At 52.2% G+C, this 19,699-nt stretch carries 17 protein-coding genes; 9 read left to right on the top strand and 8 right to left on the bottom strand.

Features of this window, described 5'->3' with window-relative positions:
- Nucleotides 1–84: 84 nt before the first annotated feature.
- The 6 genes from groL to ACHZA1_RS10600 form a co-directional block, all read right to left on the bottom strand.
- Complete coding sequence (gene groL, locus ACHZA1_RS10625) at nt 85–1,719, bottom strand: chaperonin GroEL (protein ID WP_320051858.1); 1,635 nt, start codon at nt 1,717–1,719, stop codon at nt 85–87.
- A 29-nt stretch (nt 1,720–1,748) separates the two neighbouring features.
- Complete coding sequence (gene groES / locus ACHZA1_RS10620; RefSeq protein WP_320054907.1) at nt 1,749–2,015, bottom strand: co-chaperone GroES; 267 nt, start codon at nt 2,013–2,015, stop codon at nt 1,749–1,751.
- Between the two features lie 303 nt (nt 2,016–2,318).
- Nucleotides 2,319–2,657, bottom strand: coding sequence for a preprotein translocase subunit SecG (gene secG / locus ACHZA1_RS10615; RefSeq protein ID WP_394701025.1), 339 nt, complete (start codon nt 2,655–2,657; stop codon nt 2,319–2,321).
- Between the two features lie 81 nt (nt 2,658–2,738).
- Nucleotides 2,739–3,797 (bottom strand): hypothetical protein, encoded by a 1,059-nt coding sequence (locus tag ACHZA1_RS10610; RefSeq protein ID WP_320051856.1) that lies wholly within the window; start codon nt 3,795–3,797, stop codon nt 2,739–2,741.
- An 11-nt stretch (nt 3,798–3,808) separates the two neighbouring features.
- Nucleotides 3,809–4,330: an LptE family protein gene (locus tag ACHZA1_RS10605; RefSeq protein ID WP_320051855.1), complete on the bottom strand. Its 522-nt coding sequence runs from the start codon at nt 4,328–4,330 to the stop codon at nt 3,809–3,811.
- A gap of 4 nt (nt 4,331–4,334) precedes the next feature.
- Nucleotides 4,335–5,603, bottom strand: coding sequence for a sigma-54 dependent transcriptional regulator (locus ACHZA1_RS10600; protein ID WP_320051854.1), 1,269 nt, complete (start codon nt 5,601–5,603; stop codon nt 4,335–4,337).
- A gap of 167 nt (nt 5,604–5,770) precedes the next feature.
- Between ACHZA1_RS10600 and kdsB the strand changes: the two genes are divergently transcribed.
- The 9 genes from kdsB (at nt 5,771) to ACHZA1_RS10555 (ending at nt 16,813) form a co-directional block, all read left to right on the top strand.
- Nucleotides 5,771–6,520: a 3-deoxy-manno-octulosonate cytidylyltransferase gene (gene kdsB / locus ACHZA1_RS10595; protein WP_320051853.1), complete on the top strand. Its 750-nt coding sequence runs from the start codon at nt 5,771–5,773 to the stop codon at nt 6,518–6,520.
- A 9-nt stretch (nt 6,521–6,529) separates the two neighbouring features.
- Entirely contained in the window at nt 6,530–7,012 is a 483-nt protein-coding gene (locus ACHZA1_RS10590) for a hypothetical protein (protein ID WP_320051852.1), read from the top strand.
- A gap of 581 nt (nt 7,013–7,593) precedes the next feature.
- Nucleotides 7,594–8,985, top strand: coding sequence for an MATE family efflux transporter (locus tag ACHZA1_RS10585; RefSeq protein WP_320051851.1), 1,392 nt, complete (start codon nt 7,594–7,596; stop codon nt 8,983–8,985).
- An 89-nt stretch (nt 8,986–9,074) separates the two neighbouring features.
- Complete coding sequence (gene metG / locus ACHZA1_RS10580; RefSeq protein ID WP_320051850.1) at nt 9,075–11,108, top strand: methionine--tRNA ligase; 2,034 nt, start codon at nt 9,075–9,077, stop codon at nt 11,106–11,108.
- Between the two features lie 169 nt (nt 11,109–11,277).
- On the top strand, nt 11,278–11,778 hold the full coding sequence (locus tag ACHZA1_RS10575) for an outer membrane beta-barrel protein (protein WP_320051849.1): 501 nt from the start codon (nt 11,278–11,280) through the stop codon (nt 11,776–11,778).
- Between the two features lie 137 nt (nt 11,779–11,915).
- A complete protein-coding gene (locus tag ACHZA1_RS10570) occupies nt 11,916–12,410 on the top strand; it encodes an outer membrane beta-barrel protein (RefSeq protein ID WP_320051848.1) in 495 nt (164 codons plus the stop codon).
- Between the two features lie 196 nt (nt 12,411–12,606).
- Nucleotides 12,607–13,134 carry a PH domain-containing protein gene (locus tag ACHZA1_RS10565; RefSeq protein WP_320051847.1) on the top strand — a complete coding sequence of 176 codons (528 nt, stop codon included), beginning with the start codon at nt 12,607–12,609 and terminating at the stop codon, nt 13,132–13,134.
- Nucleotides 13,124–14,620 (top strand): PH domain-containing protein, encoded by a 1,497-nt coding sequence (locus tag ACHZA1_RS10560; protein ID WP_320051846.1) that lies wholly within the window; start codon nt 13,124–13,126, stop codon nt 14,618–14,620. Before ACHZA1_RS10565 ends, ACHZA1_RS10560 begins: the two co-directional genes overlap by 11 nt.
- Nucleotides 14,621–15,196: 576 nt before the next feature.
- On the top strand, nt 15,197–16,813 hold the full coding sequence (locus tag ACHZA1_RS10555) for a M28 family peptidase (RefSeq protein WP_320051845.1): 1,617 nt from the start codon (nt 15,197–15,199) through the stop codon (nt 16,811–16,813).
- A 125-nt stretch (nt 16,814–16,938) separates the two neighbouring features.
- On the opposite strand, the gene ACHZA1_RS10550 is transcribed toward ACHZA1_RS10555, so the two are convergent.
- Entirely contained in the window at nt 16,939–18,168 is a 1,230-nt protein-coding gene (locus ACHZA1_RS10550) for a cysteine desulfurase (RefSeq protein ID WP_320051844.1), read from the bottom strand.
- 166 nt (nt 18,169–18,334) lie between these two features.
- Entirely contained in the window at nt 18,335–19,693 is a 1,359-nt protein-coding gene (sufD, locus tag ACHZA1_RS10545) for a Fe-S cluster assembly protein SufD (protein ID WP_320051843.1), read from the bottom strand.
- Nucleotides 19,694–19,699: the final 6 nt, after the last annotated feature.

The raw sequence follows: 19,699 nt of genomic DNA, 5'->3' as shown, positions 1-19,699 counted from the left end.
CGAAAATATACCATGATTATAAATAAAAAAGCCTTGAGGTAATACCCCAAGGCTAAATATTTATTGAATTGTTGATAGGAACTACTACATCATTCCGCCCATGCCACCCATGCCTGGGTTCATCATTGGAGCAGGATTTTCCTCCTTCTTATCAGCAAGAACGCACTCAGTAGTTAGGAACATACCTGCAACAGAAGCTGCATTTTCAAGAGCCACGCGCGACACCTTAGTTGGGTCGATAACGCCAGCTTCGAAAAGGTTTTCGAACTTGTCAAGACGAGCGTTGTAGCCATAGTCGCCAGTACCTTCCTTAACCTTTTGAACGATTACGCTGCCCTCGCCACCTGCATTTTCAACAATCTGACGAAGTGGTTCCTCGATAGCACGCTTAACGATTTGGACACCGATGGTTTCATCCTCGTTGTCGCCCTTAAGGTTTTCAAGAGCCTCAATCGAACGGATGTAGGCAATACCACCACCAGGAACAACACCTTCCTCAACAGCAGCACGAGTTGCGCTAAGAGCATCGTCAACACGATCCTTCTTCTCCTTCATCTCTACTTCCGAAGCAGCACCTACGTAAAGTACGGCAACACCACCGGCAAGCTTAGCAAGACGCTCTTGTAGCTTTTCCTTATCGTAGTCCGAGGTAGAAATCTCGATTTGCTTGCGGATAGCAGCAACACGTCCATCGATTGCTTCCTTAGCACCAGCACCGTTTACAACAGTTGTGTTTTCCTTGTTGATAGAGATCTTCTCGGCACGTCCTAGCATATCTAGGGTTGCACCATCAAGACGAAGACCCTTATCTTCTGAGATTACGGTACCGCCAGTTAGGATGGCAATATCTTCGAGCATTTCCTTACGACGATCGCCAAAGCCTGGAGCCTTAACAGCAGCAATCTTAAGCGCACCGCGAAGCTTATTAACAACAAGAGTTGCTAGAGCTTCACCATCTACATCCTCTGCAATGATAAGAAGTGCACGTCCTTGTTGAGCAACTGGCTCAAGAACTGGAAGAAGATCCTTCATGGTAGAAATCTTCTTGTCGGTTAGAAGAATGTATGGGTTTTCGAGCGCTACTTCCATCTTTTCAGAATCGGTGATGAAGTATGGCGAAATATATCCGCGGTCGAACTGCATACCTTCTACAACCTCAACAGTAGTATCAGTACCCTTAGCCTCTTCTACGGTAATAACACCTTCCTTCTTAACCTTACCCATTGCCTCAGCAATAAGAGATCCAATGGTATTGTCGTTGTTAGCCGAAATGGTAGCAACTTCTTCTATCTTCTTGATGTTATCGCCAACCTCAACGCTTTGAGCCTTAAGATTTGCAACAACAGCAGCAACTGCCTTGTCGATACCACGCTTCAAATCCATAGGATTTGCACCTGCAGTAACATTCTTTATTCCAACAGAAATAATTGATTGAGCAAGAACCGTAGCGGTAGTTGTACCATCACCAGCCATATCGGCAGTTTTCGATGCAACCTCCTTTACCATTTGAGCACCCATATTTTCGAATGCATCAGAAAGCTCGATTTCTTTAGCAACGGTTACACCGTCTTTAGTAATTTGTGGTGATCCAAATTTCTTATCGATTACCACATTACGACCTTTAGGTCCAAGGGTTACCTTTACTGCATTTGCAAGCTTATCAACACCAGCCTTAAGCTGATCGCGCGCTTCGATGTTAAATTTGATATCTTTTGCCATTTTCTTACGTTTGAAATTTTAATTTGAAATTAGAGTATTCCAAGAATGTCTGACTGACGCATAATTATGTAATCAACGCCATCAATAGAAACTTCGGCACCTGCATACTTCCCGTAAAGAACGGTATCGCCAACCTTTACCTCCATTGTTACATCCTTAGAGCCTGGACCAGCAGCAACTACCTTGCCTCTTTGTGGCTTTTCCTTTGCAGTGTCAGGAATATAGATCCCACTTGCAGTTACCTGCTCTGTTGCTGCAGGCTCCACAACTACTCTATCAGCTAATGGTTTGATCATTGCGTTTACTATTTTAAGTTTAACATTAATATCGTTTTTCAGGCTTTGAACTATCGAAATTTGTGCCAAGTCATCTTTTCGCCTAAAAACTGTTCTTTTTTCAGTTTTACTAGGTACTAAATGTCATGTTAATGAAAGTTTGTCAGGCGCAAACAGAATAGCACCCAATATACGCCAAATATTACAACTACTACAAGCTGCAACCAGCACCTTTTAATGAATAATTCGTGTTTTGAATTTCTCATGCATACATAAAAAAAGGGATCTCATGCGAGATCCCTTTTTTGCGTATGGTAAGTAAACCTATTTCTTTGCAGGTTGCTCTTTTTCTGGTTCAGCAGCTGGCTTTTGCTGTGCTGGCTGTTGTTGAGCAGGAGCAGATTGTTGCTTAAGCGCACCTGAAGTTGGGAAAGCAGGAACACCAGCAGCAGGCTGGCTTGTAATCTTTTTCTCAAGACCAGTAGCCTCAGAACCCTTGTTCGTGTCGATTGCAACAGTAGCTGCAAGGCTAAGAACAACAATTGCAATAGCAAGCCACCAGGTAAACTTCTCAATAAAGTCGGCAGTTTGCCTAACGCCTACGATTTGGTTTGCACCAGAGAAATTTGCAGCTAATCCGCCACCCTTAGAGTTTTGAACCAAAACTGCAAGTATTAACAAAACTGCCGCAATAATAATCAATATTGAAAAAAGGGTGTACATAGTTTATTGTCTGAATGTTATTTACTTTGACTCCTTCAACTTTTCGAGTTGAGCTACAAAATAAGCTTTTTTTTCTGGGAATTTCAAGCACAATTTGCGGTAAATGTCCGCAGCCTTATCAGTAAGTCCCTGCGCAGCGTATATTTTGGCTAGCGATTCTGTCACCAAATCGCCATCATCCTTAAGCGATCTTACTGAGATGTCCTCATTTACAGGCGGCAGGTCGGGTTTGGGAACAATTCGGGGGTTTTCGTTCAAGAACTGATCTATAAGGCTATTTTGTACCTCCAAGATCTTTTCGTTGTCATCGAGCGTGTAGAGTTTCTGGTCTAGCACCTCGAAAATCGGATCGTCTCTATCCGACTCTAGGGCGTCATCAATAAGTTCAAAGGGTTCCTCATCGTCAAATTCAGGAGTAATGGGAACTTCGACAATTGGTTCCGCAACTATCGGAACCTCCTGCGCTGCCACTTCTTCAACTATAGTTACTGGTTGAAGCAACTCCTGTGGTTTCTCATCGACTGATTCAGGCATGGGGGGTATTTCGACAATTGGTTCTGCAACCATCGAAACCTCTTGCGCTGCCACTTCCTCGACAATAACTGCTGATTGAGCTGGTACCTGTACCTCTTCTTCATCTTCAGCAACGATGCCTTCTTCCACAAGCGCTGCAGATGCCAAGTGTTCCTGCGCAAGCTCTTCCTCTATTTCTACGCCATTAGCTGGAGCCTCCTCTATTTCTGGAGTGACTGCGCTAGGTTGGCTGGCAACAGGTTGCTGGATAATGGCTGCGTCGATTTGCTCATCCTCATCTTCCTGATCGTCGTACGCAGGTTGGATGCCGATTCCGAAATCGTTTAAGTATAGGTATAGCCACTCTCCGCTTGGCGCATACGTGGATACATGCGAAAGCAAGGTAGAGAAACGTGCATCTCCATTTACCTTTAGCCCTTTAAGGTAGGCCAGCTTTGCTAGGCTGAAGTAGGGATATTTTTCAATCACCTTAACCAGCTGGTCTAAAGCCTTATCATCAACACCCAAAGGGTTTTCGATCAACTTGATAAATGTACGTTCATCCATCTTCATAGGTTTTACCAGTTTGCTACCGACGCATTAAAGATAGCATCAATGAGCTGGTTTGTTACATCCTTAATAAGCTCATTTTGGACGCTCACCACGCTAACGTTGCTCGGAAAATCTTTGAACTGCTTAAACTCCTTATAGTCGGTGAAGCTCAATTCAGGATTTTGCTTGTTCGTAAACTTAACTCGTACAGTAATCGTAAGGCGGTTTTGGCTGGCCTTATCGTTTCCGGTAATTGCAACAGGATCGATAGAGTACCCCACGATTTGCCCTTCGAAGGACAAGTCGCCGTTGCTGCGAATGTAGTCGAGCCTAGTTTGGTTTAGAAACCTATCCTTTAGTGCCTCCGTAAACGTGTTGCTCAGGCTGGGCACAACTAAAGGTGCTAGATTCTGGAAGTATGCTACCGAGAAAGTCTTCGATTCGGGAGAAATGGAGGCTCCCGAGAATGAGTACTTCATGGTACACGATGAGAATAGAGAAACGGTAGCAACAAATGCCAATGCCCTAATGAGCCTATTCAACTTCATTCTGCTAAATATTCAGGTTGTATTCTTTAATTTTTCGATACAGGGTTCGCTCCGAGATGCCCAGCTCTTGAGCGGCATCCTTACGCTTTCCTCCGTACTTGTTTACTGCTTTTATGATAAGCTCCTTTTCCTTGTCGGCCAAAGATAGCGACTCTTGCTTAATTTCATGGGATATGTCGAGGTGCGACACATCTTCAAAATCGTCAACGTCGTTATCGGTGTCCAGATCGCCTATGGGGGTGTGCAGCGAAGAGTGTATGGGCGTGTAGCCTGGGTGCTGGGCGACGCTTCGTAGCGGATACACCACCTTGCCATCTGGCTCGTCGGGGGTGTGAAGCGCAGTTCGCGACAGCTCCTCAACACGTTTTTTTAGCGCATTCATATCGTCGCGCATATCGAAAAGAATCTTGTAAAGAATCTCCCTGTCGCTGGCGTACGATCGTTCGCCGCCATCTTTTCCCCCCACGTAAATTGCAGGAAGCGCCTTATCCTCGACATGCGGGATGTACAACATCAGCTTATCCACATCAACGGCACGCTCCTCCTCTATCACCGAAATCTGTTCGGTAACGTTCTTGAGCTGGCGGATGTTGCCTGGCCAACGGTAGGCCTCGAGCAGCTGCTTGGCCTCTGCGGTTAGCGTGATTGCGGGCATGCGGTACTTCTCGGCGAAGTCGGCCGCAAACTTGCGGAAAAGCAGCGAGATGTCGCCCTTGCGCTCGCGCAGCGGAGGTATGCTAATGGGGACGGTATTCAAACGGTAGTACAGGTCTTCGCGGAACTTGCCGTTTTGAATGGCCTGGGGCAGGTTGACGTTGGTGGCCGCTATGACGCGCACGTCGGTTTTCTGCGCTTTGGATGACCCTACCTTCATAAACTCGCCAGTTTCGAGCACGCGCAGCAGGCGAACCTGGGTTGATAGGGGGAGCTCGCCAACCTCGTCGAGGAAGATGGTGCCGCCATCGGCCACCTCGAAGTAGCCCTTACGGGTTTCGTGCGCTCCGGTAAAGGAGCCCTTCTCGTGCCCAAAGAGCTCCGAGTCTATGGTTCCCTCGGGAATTGCCCCGCAGTTTACGGCTACATACTGGGCATGCTTCCGCGAGCTAAGCTGGTGGATAACCTGGGGAAAAATCTCCTTACCAACGCCGCTTTCACCAACAATAAGTACAGACAGATCGGTAAAGGCAACCTGGTTAGCAATGTCGATGGCTCGCTCCAGCATCGGCGAGTTGCCAATAATTCCAAATCGTTGCTTAATTTTTGCAATATCCATTACGCATAACTGTTTTAGACTGTCAAAATTACCTTTTACAAGCGGTATAACAAAGCCTTATACCACCTTTTTTATAGCATTTATGACATTTTTTCCGATTTTTTGAGCCCTTTTGCCATGGAAGAATCAAGTCTTGTTTCATACCTTTGCGTCAAACTAAGTACGCCATGAAGTTTATTGGAATTATACCAGCCAGATACGCATCAACCCGATTTCCAGGAAAACCACTCGCCGACATTAAGGGCAAACCCATGATACAGCGCGTGTACGAGCAGGCCAGCAAGGTGCTACCGGTGGTGTACGTTGCCACCGACGACGAGCGCATATTCAACGCCGTGAAGGCTTTTAGAGGAAATGCGGTGATGACCTCTACGGACCACAAGAGCGGAACCGACCGCTGCGCCGAGGCCGTTCGCAAGGCGGAAATTGAGCGCGAGGAGATGTACGACGTGGTGGTAAACATTCAGGGCGACGAACCTTTTATCGTACCCGACATGCTGCTGAAGGTGATGAGCTGCTTTAACGATGGCAAAACCGACATCGCCACGCTGGTAAAGCCCTTTGGCGCCGACGAGGATATCTTCAACGCCAACTCGCCTAAGGTAGTGGTGAGCACCAGCAACTTCGCCCTATACTTCAGCCGATCGGTGGTGCCCTTCCTTCGCGGGGTGGACAAAAAGGACTGGCAGAAAACCCATACCTTCCTCAAGCATATAGGGCTGTACGCCTACCGCACCAAGATCCTGCACCAGCTTACCCAGCTCGAGCAGGGCGTGCTGGAAGAAGCGGAATCGCTCGAGCAGCTCCGCTGGCTGGAGAACGGCTACCACATTAAGGTGGAGTACACCGACCACCAGAGCTTCGGCATCGATACGCCCGAAGACCTGCAAAAGGCGCTACAGCTGAAACTTCTTTAGCGCTACGCCTTGAAATCCATTTTCGGCTTCATCAGGCATCTTTTCCAGAAGAAAAGGGGCAACAGCATAGAGCCGCTGCTCCACTCCAACGCCGAGAGGCTCTTCGGGGAGTGGAGCAGCGGCTTTGGCATTTCGGTGCCCCCGTCCAGCCGCCCGCTTCGGTTGGCAGACGTGGTGGGCAGCTACGCCGTAAGCGGAAGCAACCCCAGCACCACCAGCGAAGGCTACTTCGGGACGCTCCAACTGGAGCCCTGCGGGGCGCTCGTTAAGGCCTACTGGGAGATTGGCCACACCCACCAGCCCCAGCATGGCGTGGGCTTCCTGAAGAACGACCTGCTGGCGCTCGACTTCTACTACGCCGAGGCGGGCGAGCGCTTCTACGGGCAGGCGATCTACCGGGTGGCCGGCGATCGGCTCGTTGGCTTTTGGCGGGAGCATGCCGATGGCCGGATTGCCCCCGAGGTGGCCACCCTAAAGAATCGGCTCGTGTAGGCAACGCCCTAGGGCCGTCAAACTAAGGATCTTCCTCAAAACTCTAATGCATATTCATGGCTCGTTATCCTCCTGCTCAGGCAGGAGGGCAGAGGATGAGGTTACTCGTTTAAATTAAACATTTCACTTTACTTAGCGCTCTTAACCCACCCCTACCCCTCCCGTGGAGGGGACAACGTGCTGCTATTGGGCGTATATCTTTAAGTATTCAGGCTTAGCTTAACATCTATGGGCAAACCAGGAATGCAGGAGACCGCCAGAAGCCTTGCAGGGCCTCGTACTGATATCAGTACACCTTCCTGCAGTATGCAGGGCTCCGTACTGAAGCCAGTACACCTTCCTGCAGTGTGCAGGGACTCGTACTGAAGCCAGTATTCCTTCCTGCAGTGCGCAGGGCTCCGTACTGACGTCAGGATGGCTTCCTGCAAGCGCTGCTGCGCAGGGCCCGCGGGGGAGGCCTTTCCCTACATTACCATCATTTAGTAGCCATTAACGGTGGACGCCTCCAGTCTTTACTACCTTTGTCCATCCTTAAAATTTACTCTTACCACTAAGCGGTCGCTGGCCGCTAAACTTTTAATATGGCAAATACCTCACCCCTCGACTTGGGCAAAGCCCCAATCCCCAAGCTGCTGCTGCACTACGCCCTACCATCGATTATTGCCATGACGGCCTCGTCGCTCTACAACATTGTCGACAGCATCTTTATTGGGCATGGCGTTGGAGCCATGGGCATATCGGCGTTGGCCATCTCGCTTCCGCTGATGAACCTGGGCGCCGCCTTTGGGGCCCTTATTGGGGTGGGCGCATCGGCCCTGCTCTCCATCAAGATGGGCGAGGGGGATGTCCAAAGCCAGTTCAAGATTCTGGGGAATACCCTTACGCTGAACATCCTCCTCGGCGTGATCTACACCGTCGTTGGGCTCTGGTTTCTCGACCCCATCCTAACGCTATTCGGGGCCAGCGAGCACACGCTGCCCTACGCCCGCCAGTTTATGCGGATCATCCTTATCGGGAATATCTTTACCCACATCTACCTAGGGCTAAACACGCTCCTGCGCGCATCGGGGCATCCGCGCCACTCCATGGTAATTGTGGTGATGGCGGTGGTGGTTAACGCCATCCTGAACGCGCTCTTCATCTTCGTTTTTAGGTGGGGAATTGCAGGGGCCGCCTGGGCCACCGTCACCGCGCAGCTGCTGGCCACCCTGTTCGAGATCGCCTACTTCTCCCGCAAATCGCACCCCATCCACTTCAAGGCCTTCGCCCTGAAGCTGGACGGCCACATCGTACGCTCGATATTTGCCATTGGGATGGCCCCCTTTCTGCTGAACATCGGGTCGAGCATCGTGGTGGTGTTCCTCAACAACGTCCTGATGCAGTACGGCGGCGACCTCTACGTGGGGGCCTTCGGCATTGCCAACCGCATCCTCATGGTGATTGCCATGATAACGTTCGGGCTCACCCAGGGGATGCAGCCCATCGTAGGGTTCAACTACGGAGCCCGCCACATTGGCCGGGTGAAGCAGGTGGTGAAGCTAACCATCGCGTGGGCCACCATCTGCACCACCGCCGGAACCATTGGCGGCGTCCTGTTCCCCCGAACCATTGCCACCATCTTCACCACCGACGCCGGGCTGATCGACATCGCCGAAAACGGGCTCCGCATCGTATTCATCGGCTTCCCCATTGTTGGATTCCAGATTGTATGCGCCAGCTTCTTCCAGTCCATCGGCATGGCCAGCCGGGCCGTCATCCAGTCGGTGCTCCGCCAGATGGTGCTGCTGCTCCCCTTCCTGTTCATCTTCCCCAAATTCTGGGGAACCACTGGGATATGGGCCAGCATGCCCGCCTCCGACATCCTGGCCTCGCTCGTATCGGCCATCCTAATCGCCAGCGAGTGGCGGAAGCTCAACCGCCTGGCGCTCGAGGCCAAGAAGCAGGCCGCACCGCAGGAGCTGCAGCCCGCGTAGCCCCATTTGGCGCTATTGCCCCATTTGGTTAACTTTGCCAATTGCGCGCGGCACGCGCTTAAATTGCAATCATTAAGAATAACATACCCATGAAGAAGTTCAAGAGACATCTGGTAACCTCGGCGCTACCCTACGCCAACGGGCCAGTACACATAGGCCACCTCGCTGGGGTGTACATCCCCTCGGATATCTACACCCGCTACCTCCGCCTCAAGGGCGAGGATGTGATCCACGTTTGCGGAACCGACGAGCACGGCGTGCCCATCACCATCAAGGCCAAGCAGGAGGGCGTAACCCCTCAGGATATCGTGGACAAGTACCACAAGATCATCGGCGACTCGTTCAAGGGGCTGGGCATCTCGTTCGACATCTTCTCGCGTACCACCACCCCAACGCACTACGCCACCGCATCGGAGTTCTTCAAGAAGCTGCACGACGCGGGCAAGTTCGTGGAGCAAACCTCCGAGCAGTACTACGACGAGGAGGCCAAGCAGTTCCTGGCCGACCGCTACATCATGGGCACCTGCCCCCACTGCGGCAACGACCGCGCCTACGGCGACCAGTGCGAGAAGTGCGGCACCTCGCTCAACTCCACCGACCTCATCGACCCCAAGTCGATGGTAAGCGGCAGCAAGCCCGTGATGAGGGAGACCAAGCACTGGTACCTGCCGCTAGACCAGTACCAGAAGGACCTCGAAAAGTGGATTCTGGAAGACCATAAGGAGTGGAAGAACAACGTATACGGCCAGTGTAAGAGCTGGCTCGACCTCGGCCTTCAGCCACGCGCCGTAAGCCGCGACCTCGACTGGGGCATCCCCGTTCCCGTTGAAGGTGCCGAAGGAAAGGTGCTCTACGTGTGGTTCGATGCGCCCATCGGCTACATCTCGGCAACCAAAGACCTTACCCCCGACTGGGAGAAGTACTGGAAGAGCGAGGACACCAAGATGGTGCACTTCATCGGTAAGGACAACATCGTATTCCACTGCATCGTGTTCCCAGCCATGCTGATGGCAGAAGGCAGCTACAACCTACCCGAAAACGTACCCGCCAACGAGTTCCTCAACCTCGAAGGCGATAAGATATCGACTTCGCGCAACTGGGCCGTATGGCTGCACGAGTACCTCCACGACTTCCCCGGCAAGGAGGATGTGCTCCGCTACGTGCTTTGCGCCAACGCCCCCGAAACTAAGGACAACGACTTTACCTGGAAAGATTTCCAAACCCGCAACAACAGCGAGCTGGTGGCCATCTTCGGCAACTTCGTAAACCGCGCGCTGGTGCTCACCCAAAAGTACTTCGGCAACAAGGTGCCCGCAGCAGGCGAGTTAACCGACTTCGACCGCGAGACGCTAGCCGAAATGCCAGCCATCAAGAAGGCCGTAGAGGACTACATCGAGGTATACCGCTTCCGCGATGCGCTTAAGGAGGCCATGAACCTGGCCCGCCTAGGCAACAAGTACCTTGCCGACACCGAGCCCTGGAAGGTAGCCAAAACCGACATGGAGCGCGTGGCTACCATCCTTAACGTAGCGCTACAGATCACCGCCAACCTGGCCATCGTGTTCGAGCCATTCCTGCCCTTCTCCACCGAGAAGCTGCTGAAGATGCTCAACGCACAGGAGTTTGGCTGGGATAAGCTGGGCAGCACCGACCTACTAGCTGTTGGCCACGAGCTGGGCAAGGCCGAGCTGCTATTCGAAAAGATTGAGGATAGCGTGATAGATGCTCAGTTGAAAAAGCTCGAGGATACCAAGCTGGCCAACGCCCTAAAGGAGTACAAGGCCGAGCCCCAAAAGGACGAAGCCCAGTTCGACGACTTCATGAAGATGGACATCCGCGTGGGCACCATCACGGCTGCCGAAAAGGTGGCCAAGACCAAGAAGCTGCTGAAGCTAACCGTCGATACCGGCATCGACACCCGCACCATCGTATCGGGCATTGCCGAGCACTTCGACCCAGAAGCATTGGTTGGCAAGCAGGCTTGCTTCCTGGTAAACCTAGCTCCTCGTGAGATTAAAGGCATCACCTCTAACGGAATGATCCTTATGGCGCAGGATGCCGACGGCAAGCTCCGTTTGGTACAGCCCAACGAGGCCGTTAAGCCTGGCTCGCAGGTAGGATAATTGTCATTAGACAATGAATATATGTGTAGGGGCGCAAGATTTTGCGCCCCTACGTTTGTTTACAATCTTTCAGGATTAATAGCTCCGCCTCCCCCGCTCTTCATTGACTTAGCATACCTTCTTACCATATCTTAAGCCATCTTTTTAATCGTATATCAATCTCTAAGCCATGAAGACACAACTCCTTTTTACCATGGTTGCAGCGCTTACAATTGCGTCAGTAGAAGCTCGGGATAATAGTAAAAATTGGAATATTGGAGGAGGAGGAGGAGTTACAATGCCCTTTAACTTCACCAAGGAGTACTCGAAATACGGCTCCAACGCCTTTGCCGTAGCAACCTACAGCCTCTCCCCCACCTTTTCGGCAGGCTGCGAGGTTAACTACACCAACCTCACCAACAAAACAGCCACCGTAAGTAAAAACGTTAATACCGACTTCCTCGCCCTAATGGCCAAAGGGGTGTACACCTATAGGAACGCGATCCTGACCCCCTACTTCGCCCTGAATCTTGGCTGGTACAAGGCGCAGGAAGATCCCGGAGAGTTTGGCTACTCCGGCGAAATTGGCGTACTATACCGCCGCATCATCCTCGGGGTGGGCTACCATATTGCCACCACCAGAGGATTCGAATACCTCCAGCTCAACATTGGGTACCGCTTTTCGTTTTAGCAGTAGGCATGCGCCCGATACTTGAGGAATAGGCCGAGGTGCTTAGGGCATTCCCACGATGGAAGCCCGATACCTAAGCATCACAACACCCCGAATAGAAAGGCGAGGATGCTGCCTTAACCATAAAACATAGCCCCATGAAAAAAATACTACTAGCCCTGGCAATCGCAAGCGCCACGGCGGCAACGGCTCAATCGCAAAGCAGCAGCTGGGATGTATCCATTGGCGGTGGCGTAACCATCCCCACCAGCAAGGCCGCCGAATACTGCGAAACAGGTGCCAACGTCATCGCCAACGCCACCTACAGCATCACCCCCATGCTGGCCCTCGGAGGCGAGATCAACTACGCCTACCTGCACGACAAAACCACCACAGGCGCCAACATCGGCCACACCAACTTCGTCGCCTTTCTTGTAAAAGGAATGTGCACCTTTACGCAGAAGGGCATCCGCCCCTACGTTGCCCTCAACGCCGGATGGTACAAGGCCCACGACGACCCCGGCGAGCTTGGCTACGCCCCCGAGGTAGGCCTGCGGTACCGCAGCATTAGCCTCGGCACCAGCTACCATGTGGCCACCAGCCAGGGGTTCGAGTACCTAGAAATCAGCGCGAGGTATACCTTTTCGCTGTAGAAGTTCACTACCTAATAGCCGCTAAACAAAGAATTATACAACCCATACCTAGTAAAGAAAGGATAGCAATCAACCCCCAACGTATAATCGAAGTAATTGCAGTAAGCGTATTGGATTGACATTTATGGTATCCGTTGGCTTAAACGGTGAAAAAAATATCTCCATCTCCCCTAGTTGGCTATCTTTGAAAACAAAAATGCGATTCGAAAATCCATCTGTAAACGTAGAGGAACTCCCCAATGCCTCGAAGGCCAGCTACACGCCGCTGCACAACGACTACATCATGGTGCAGCTCTTCAACGCTATTGTGCTGTACGTATCCATATTTGCCGTTGTCGCCTTCGTGGCGCTGGTGGGGATTAACGCCTTCTGGTCTCATCCCATCCTATACACGATGCTAATGGTAGTGCTAATGCTTTCACTGCTGGGCCTTCAGATGTACCTTATCATGGTTGGCTTCAAGAACAAGGGCTACTGCATCCGTCAGCATGACGTGCTCTACCGAAACGGCCTCATCTTTAAGCGCGAGCTGGCCGTTCCACTTCGAAGAATTCAACACGTAGAGGTTAAGCGCGGCATCTTTTCGCGCATCTTCGATCTGGCATCGCTCCACATCTACACCGCTGGTAGCGGCAGCGTAGACCTAAAGATCCCGGGGCTAAGCCTCGCCGATGCCGAAAAGCTGATGGAGCACCTTTCCCAAACCATCTCCCATGAGCGCTAAGTCCATCGACCTTACCCAGCCCACACGGCTACACCTAGGTGGCATGGTCATCCTCTTTGGGCTATCGGCTAAGAAGTTTTTGCAGTACATCTGGCCTATTCTGCTCATCCGCGTGTTCGACAAGGATGGGTCGGTACCCGCCGCCCTCATCCTGTTAGCCATTATTGCCGCCGGAGCCCTCGCTCATGCCCTGCTCGAGTACCTCTACTTCACCTTTCAGATTTCCAAGGCCGAGCTAACGGTACGCAGCGGCTACATCCGCAAGAAGCAGGTATCCATTCCCCTTTCAAAAATTCAAAGCCTCAACATGAAGCAGAACCTGCTCCAGCGGCTGCTAAAGATTTACGCGCTTGAGGTGAATACCGCCGGGGCCAAGGGCTCGGAGGTGACGCTGCAAGCCCTGAGCCTAACCACCATTCGCGAGGTAGAACAGCGGGTAAGCCTAGGTGCTTTGAGCAGCTCGGTAGAGGGGCACGAGGCGGAAAATGCCCCTACCACAAACGAAGAGCACGAGCATACCATAATGCGGCTAAGCCCCGCCGATCTGCTGAGGGTGGGCCTTACCAACAACCACATCAAGGTAATCCTTATCGTGTACGGTTTCCTGTTTGGGATCTACGACGACCTTCCCGAAAAGTGGCAGCGGTTGGTAGTAGACACGCTCGATCAGGTCTCGGCACAAGCCTCCAGCCAGCTGGCCATCTACCTTGCCTTGGGGCTGCTGTGCGCCATCGTCTTTACGGTTACGGGGGCCATTCTGGCAACCTTTGCCTGGCACTTCAACCTGAAGCTGAGCCACACGCCCAGCCGATTAGTGCTGGATGCCGGACTCGTTGCGCATAAGCGGGTGCTTATCCCCTTCAGGAAAATCCAGACACTTAGCTGGACCACCAATCCGCTTCGAGGGCTAATCGGCATCTTCGCCGTTTCGGTGGGGCAAGCATCCTCGCTTGAGGAAACCGAAAAGATGAAGGCCAACGTTCCAGGATGTACCGATGCTCAGGTAGAGCAGATCCAGCAGGCCCTCTTCGGTACCAGCCTAATGGCCCAGCCGGAGGAGCTGCACCGCAGCCATTGGATGTACCTCCGCAACCTCTGGCTGACGCTAGGGCTAGCTCCTGCCGCCTTAGTTTCCGTTGTGGGCTACCTCGCAGATAACCCGCTGGTATGGAGCTGGCTTTGGGCTATCGTATACCTACCCTTTGCCTACCTAAGCTGGCGCCACGCCTACTTCTACATGGACGAGCAGCACGTGGTGGTGAGCAGCGGCTCGTTTGGCCACAAGCGCCAGATGTTTGCCCTACATAAGATTCAGGGGGTGTCCGTACACCAGTCAATCTGGCAAAAGCCAAGGGGAAGAGCCACCGCCACCCTCTACCTAGCAGGCGAAACCATCACCCTATCGCAGATAGACGCCACCACAGCCTACGCGCTACGCGACTATGCCCTCTACCTAGCCGAGAGCGAGCAGCAATCGTGGATGTAAGGGCGAAAGATTATTCCCCCCTACATTTTATTGACGATTCCACCGCTCCAGCAGCCCCCTCCATCTCCTCCCCAATAGGCATCGCCCAGCAGCGGCCCATCCTACGGCAGCAGCCCAATGGGCATCAGCCGAGGGGTAGGCACCCTACTGCCGTGCAAAATGCAAGATCCCCGGGGTATCTTCATTTTGCAGGTATGGAAAATAGTGATACCTCGGGGTATTTTCATTTTGTCGGCATGCAAAGTTGAAATACCCCAAGGCTTCTTCATTTTGTCGCCCTACAAAATAAAAACACCCTGGGGCATCTGCATTTTGTCAGCTTGCAAAATGGCGATACCCCGAGGCTCCTTTATTTTGCACGGTAACAAAGTAAAAGTACCCCGGGGATTCTGCATTTTACAGCCCTGCAAGATGGAAGTACCCCGGTGGTATCCTGCTTTACCTCCAACGGAGGGTAAACGCCAATGGACGGATACCCATTCCCGAGGCCATCCGAAGCCATCGTCCGCAAATAGTCGGCTAAACGCTTGGCGCTCTCGGGCAGAATGGTAGCTTTGCAGCACTAAAACAAACGCTATGCAACGCTACCTACTTACTATCATACTCCTCTTGGGCGCCATCGGTACCATGGCGCAGCGGGGCGAGAAGGCCATCAGCCCACAGCAGATGGTAAAGGATATCATGGCCCTGGAGGCCGACTCCATGCAGGGCCGCCTGCCCTGCACCCTAGGTGAAACCCGCACGGTGGCCTACCTCACCGCCCGCATGAAGGCGCTGGGCCTACGCCCCGCCTTCGGCACCAGCTACACGCAGGCGGTGCCGCTGGTGGCCATCCGCAGCCAGCTGCCGCAGGCCATCACCATCACCTCGCCCGAAGGGATTCCGCTGGAGTACCAGGCAGGCACCGATTTTTCGGTTTGGAGCCCAACCACCCAGCCAACGGTTAGCCTCAAAAATTCGCCCATGGTGTTCGTGGGCTTCGGCGTAACGGCGCCCGAAAGCCAGTGGGACGACTTCAAGGGCATCGACCTAAAGGGCAAAACCATCGTGGTGCTGATAAACGACCCCGGCTTCTACAACAACGACACCACCCTGTTCAAGGGCCGCGCGATGACCTACTACGGCCGCTGGCGCTACAAGTTTGAGGAGGCCGAGCGCCGCGGTGCCGCTGCCTGCCTTATTGTACATGATGATGCGGGTGCCGGATACCCCTGGAGCGTGGTAAACGGCCACACCAACAACAAGGAGTTTTATATTGATGATCCTGCGCTGGAGAATCCCCGCTGCATAGTAACCGGATGGCTCACCAAGAGCGCCGCCGTCAGCCTGATGGAGGCTGTCGGATATCGCCTAACAGACCTGATGGAGGCGGCGGCCAAGCCCTCGTTCCAGCCGGTAGACCTGCGCTGCAGCTTCTCCATCAACATAAAGAACGAATTCACGCGAGGCCAGTCGCACAACGTGGCCGGCTACATACAGGGGTCGAAGTACCCCGACGAGGTGATCGTGTACAGCGGCCACTGGGATCACCTGGGGTTCGGCAAGCCCATCGCAGGCGACTCCATCTGCCACGGCGCCTCCGATAATGCATCTGCTATATCTTGGATGTTTGCCATCGCGCAGGGCTTTCAGGATGGGCCGGCGCCCGAGCGCTCCATCCTCTTCCTCTCGCCCACCGCAGAGGAGGCCGGGCTGCTGGGCAGCAGCTACTACGTGCAGCACCCCACCTTCAGCATGAAGAAGACCGTAGCCATGTTTAACACCGACGTGTTCGTGTTCATCGGCAAGTTTAGGGATGTCACCATCACCGGCCCCGGCCACTCCGAGCTCGACGGCATGCTCCGCGACGCCGCTGCCACCCAAGGCCGCTACCTCGCCGACGACCCCACCCCCGAAAATGGCATGTTCTACCGCTCCGACCAGCAGCCCTTCCTGAAGGCTGGCGTACCCGCCCTGTTCGCTAAAGGATATATCGATAACATTGAGCTAGGAAAGGAAAAAACCGCACAGGTAAATGCCGACTACTGGAAGACGGTATACCACAAGCCCACCGATAGGTTCACTCCAGGGGTGAGCAAGATTGATGGCGTGTACCAGGATGCCATCCTCTTCTACCGCCTCGGCTACAAGCTGGCCAACAGCCGCACCGTCCCCAAGTGGATGAGGAGCTCGGAGTTTTACGTGGAGAGATGATCGGAACACTGATACTACTGATTGGCCTGATTTACGCTGATATTATAAAAGGGAGAGCCGATGTACATGCATCGGCTCTCCCTTTACTCTTTTAACTTCTGAAATAACTTCGTTTAACTCCTGCTCTAGTATGCTCCCCCAAACATCTGCTGCACCACCAGCAGCGCCTCATAGAGCCGATCCACCTCCTCCTTGGTGTTGTACATGGCAAACGATGCGCGAACAGTACCATCGATACCAAAGTGGTCCATGATGGGTTCGGTGCAGTGGGTTCCGGTGCGGACTGCAATACCCAGCTTATCGAGCACCATGCCCGTATCGAGCATGTGAATACCGTTTAGCAAGAGTGATACGATGGCAGCCTTATGCGGAGCCTTACCGTATACAGTCAGGCTTCCTATGGTCGATAACCGCTGGTTGGCGTAGTGAAGTAAGCTATGCTCGTGCGCTTGGATGTTCTTCAGACCAATCTCTTCGATATAGCGAATGGCTGCACCCAACCCAACGGCACCAATATAGTTGGTTGTTCCCGCCTCGAACTTAAGCGGTAACTCTGCCCAGGTGGTACCCGTTGGCAGCTTCACGTGAGCAATCATATCGCCCCCGCCCTGATAGGGAGGCATCTCCTCAAGGTACTTTTCTTTTCCGTAAAGTATTCCTATACCCGTTGGACCATATACCTTATGACCAGCAAACACGTAGAAGTCGGCATCGATATCCTGTACATCTACCTCCATGTGTGGTGCAGCCTGCGAACCATCCACCAGCACCGGAACACCCAAAGCATGGGCTCGCGCCACAATCTCCTTAACAGGATTGATGGTACCAAGCGAGTTGGATACGTGAACCAGCCCAAGGATCTTTGTCTTTTCGGTGATTAGGCTTTCAAGAAGGTTATCCTGAAGGATTCCTTTACTATCGAATGGGATGTACTTAAGAATAGCCCCCTTTCGCTGGCATAGCAGCTGCCAGGGCACGATGTTGGCGTGATGCTCCATCTCGGTGATTAGCACCTCGTCTCCCTCCTTGATGTACTTCTCGCCAAACGAGTATGCCACTGTATTGATAGCGGCCGTAGCTCCGGCGGTGAAGACAATCTCGCGGGTACTGGCGGCATTCAAAAACGAGCGCACCGTTTCGCGGGCAGCCTCATACATCTCGGTGCTCTGCTGCGATAGGTAGTGCACCCCCCGATGGATGTTAGCATTCCAAAAGATGCTCATCTGGTTCACCGATTCGAGCACAGCACGAGGCTTCTGCGTGGTAGCACCATTATCCAGGTACACCAAAGGTCGCTTATTCACCTCGCGTGCCAGTATTGGAAAGTCTTCGCGTATCCTATTTACGTCGTACATTTTTTTTGAGATATTAGATGTTAGATGTTAGATTTTAGACTACGATCACATCTAAAATTGTTTCACCTAACCTCTCAATTCCTTTTTATCTAAAAGATGATAAACCACATTAGCATCAGCAACCTTACCTAAAGAGGTCTAATATCTAAAGTCTAACATCTAAAAATTACATGCAATGCATCTCGCACACGTTGCAGCGGCTTAGCTCGCCACGCAGACGCTTGTTTACAAGCTCATCGATGCGGTCGCGTAAAGGCTCAATGCCTATGTGCTGAATTACCTCGTGGGCAAATCCAAACATCTGAAGTAGCGTAGCCTCGCGCTCTCCAATACCGCGGGCACGCATGTAGAATACCTGATCGGTATCGGGCTGACCAACGGTTGCTCCGTGGCTACACTTCACATCATCAGCATAGATCTCGAGCTGAGGCTTGGTGTACACCTTGGCATCGTCGGTAAGCTGAAGGGTACGGTTACTTTGGTACGCCTCGGTCTTCTGGGCATCCCTAGCCACGTACACCATTCCGTTGAAAGCAGCGACCCCGTTATCGTCGAGCACACCCTTAAAGAGCTGGTTGCTGAAGCAGCGTGGCACGTTATGGTTAACCACGGTGCGGCTATCCACCTGCTGGTCCTTATCAACTAGGTATAGACCCGATAGCTTATTCTTGCACTCTTCGCCATTGAGGTTCGCGGTTACGTTATTGCGCACCAAACCACCATGCAGGGTTACTGCGTGAGAGGTATACCGGCTTTGCTTATCCTGATGCACGTACACATTAGAGATGAGCGTTGAGCCATTGTTCGCATTCTGCATCTTTACCACCTCTACATAGGCATTGCGCTCAACAAAAACCTCCGTAACCGAATTGGTAAGGAAACTATTTGTTGATAACGTATGATCGCAGATGGCAACCTTAGCTTCGCTATTCTCCTCGAAGATGAAAAGATTTCGAGGCTGGGTAAGAATATCCTCGTTGGAAACAAATCCATTTAAAATCTGAATTGTCTTGTCGAGAACAACTCCCTTTGGTACGTAGAGGAATACGCCATCCTGTGCAAATGCAGTATTGAGTGCGGTTAACCCCTCGTTTGCATTATCGGCAACCTTGTTGTAGTACCTCTCGAACAGTTCAGGATACTGGGTTGATGCAGCGGCAAACGAGCCAAATACAACCCCATTATCCAAAACGGATAACTTCTCTCCGAAGTAGAACCCATTCACCAGCATTGCCAAATGGGCATTCAGGTTGGGCACATCGCACTTAAAGAGGTCCGATTGTTCAACGGAGATATTCTGCGAGGCAAAGTACTTTTCGTACTCGTTTTCGAATACCGATTGGATATCGGTATACTTATACTTTTCGTTTTTCTTGTTGGGGATGCCGTTGAGCAGGAAGCTCTCGATGGCATCGGCACGAACGTTGTTCACCGCAAGCGAGACCCCATCGGTAAGCATCTCCATGTTGGCGATGTAGAGGTCAACCAGCGATTTTACAACGTTATTTTCTATAGGCTTACTCATTTCTGC

This window comes from uncultured Acetobacteroides sp. (assembly GCF_963667355.2).
Lineage (GTDB): Bacteria > Bacteroidota > Bacteroidia > Bacteroidales > ZOR0009 > Acetobacteroides.
Note: the sequence above shows the minus strand (reverse complement) of the source record. Positions and strands in the feature narration are given on the sequence as shown.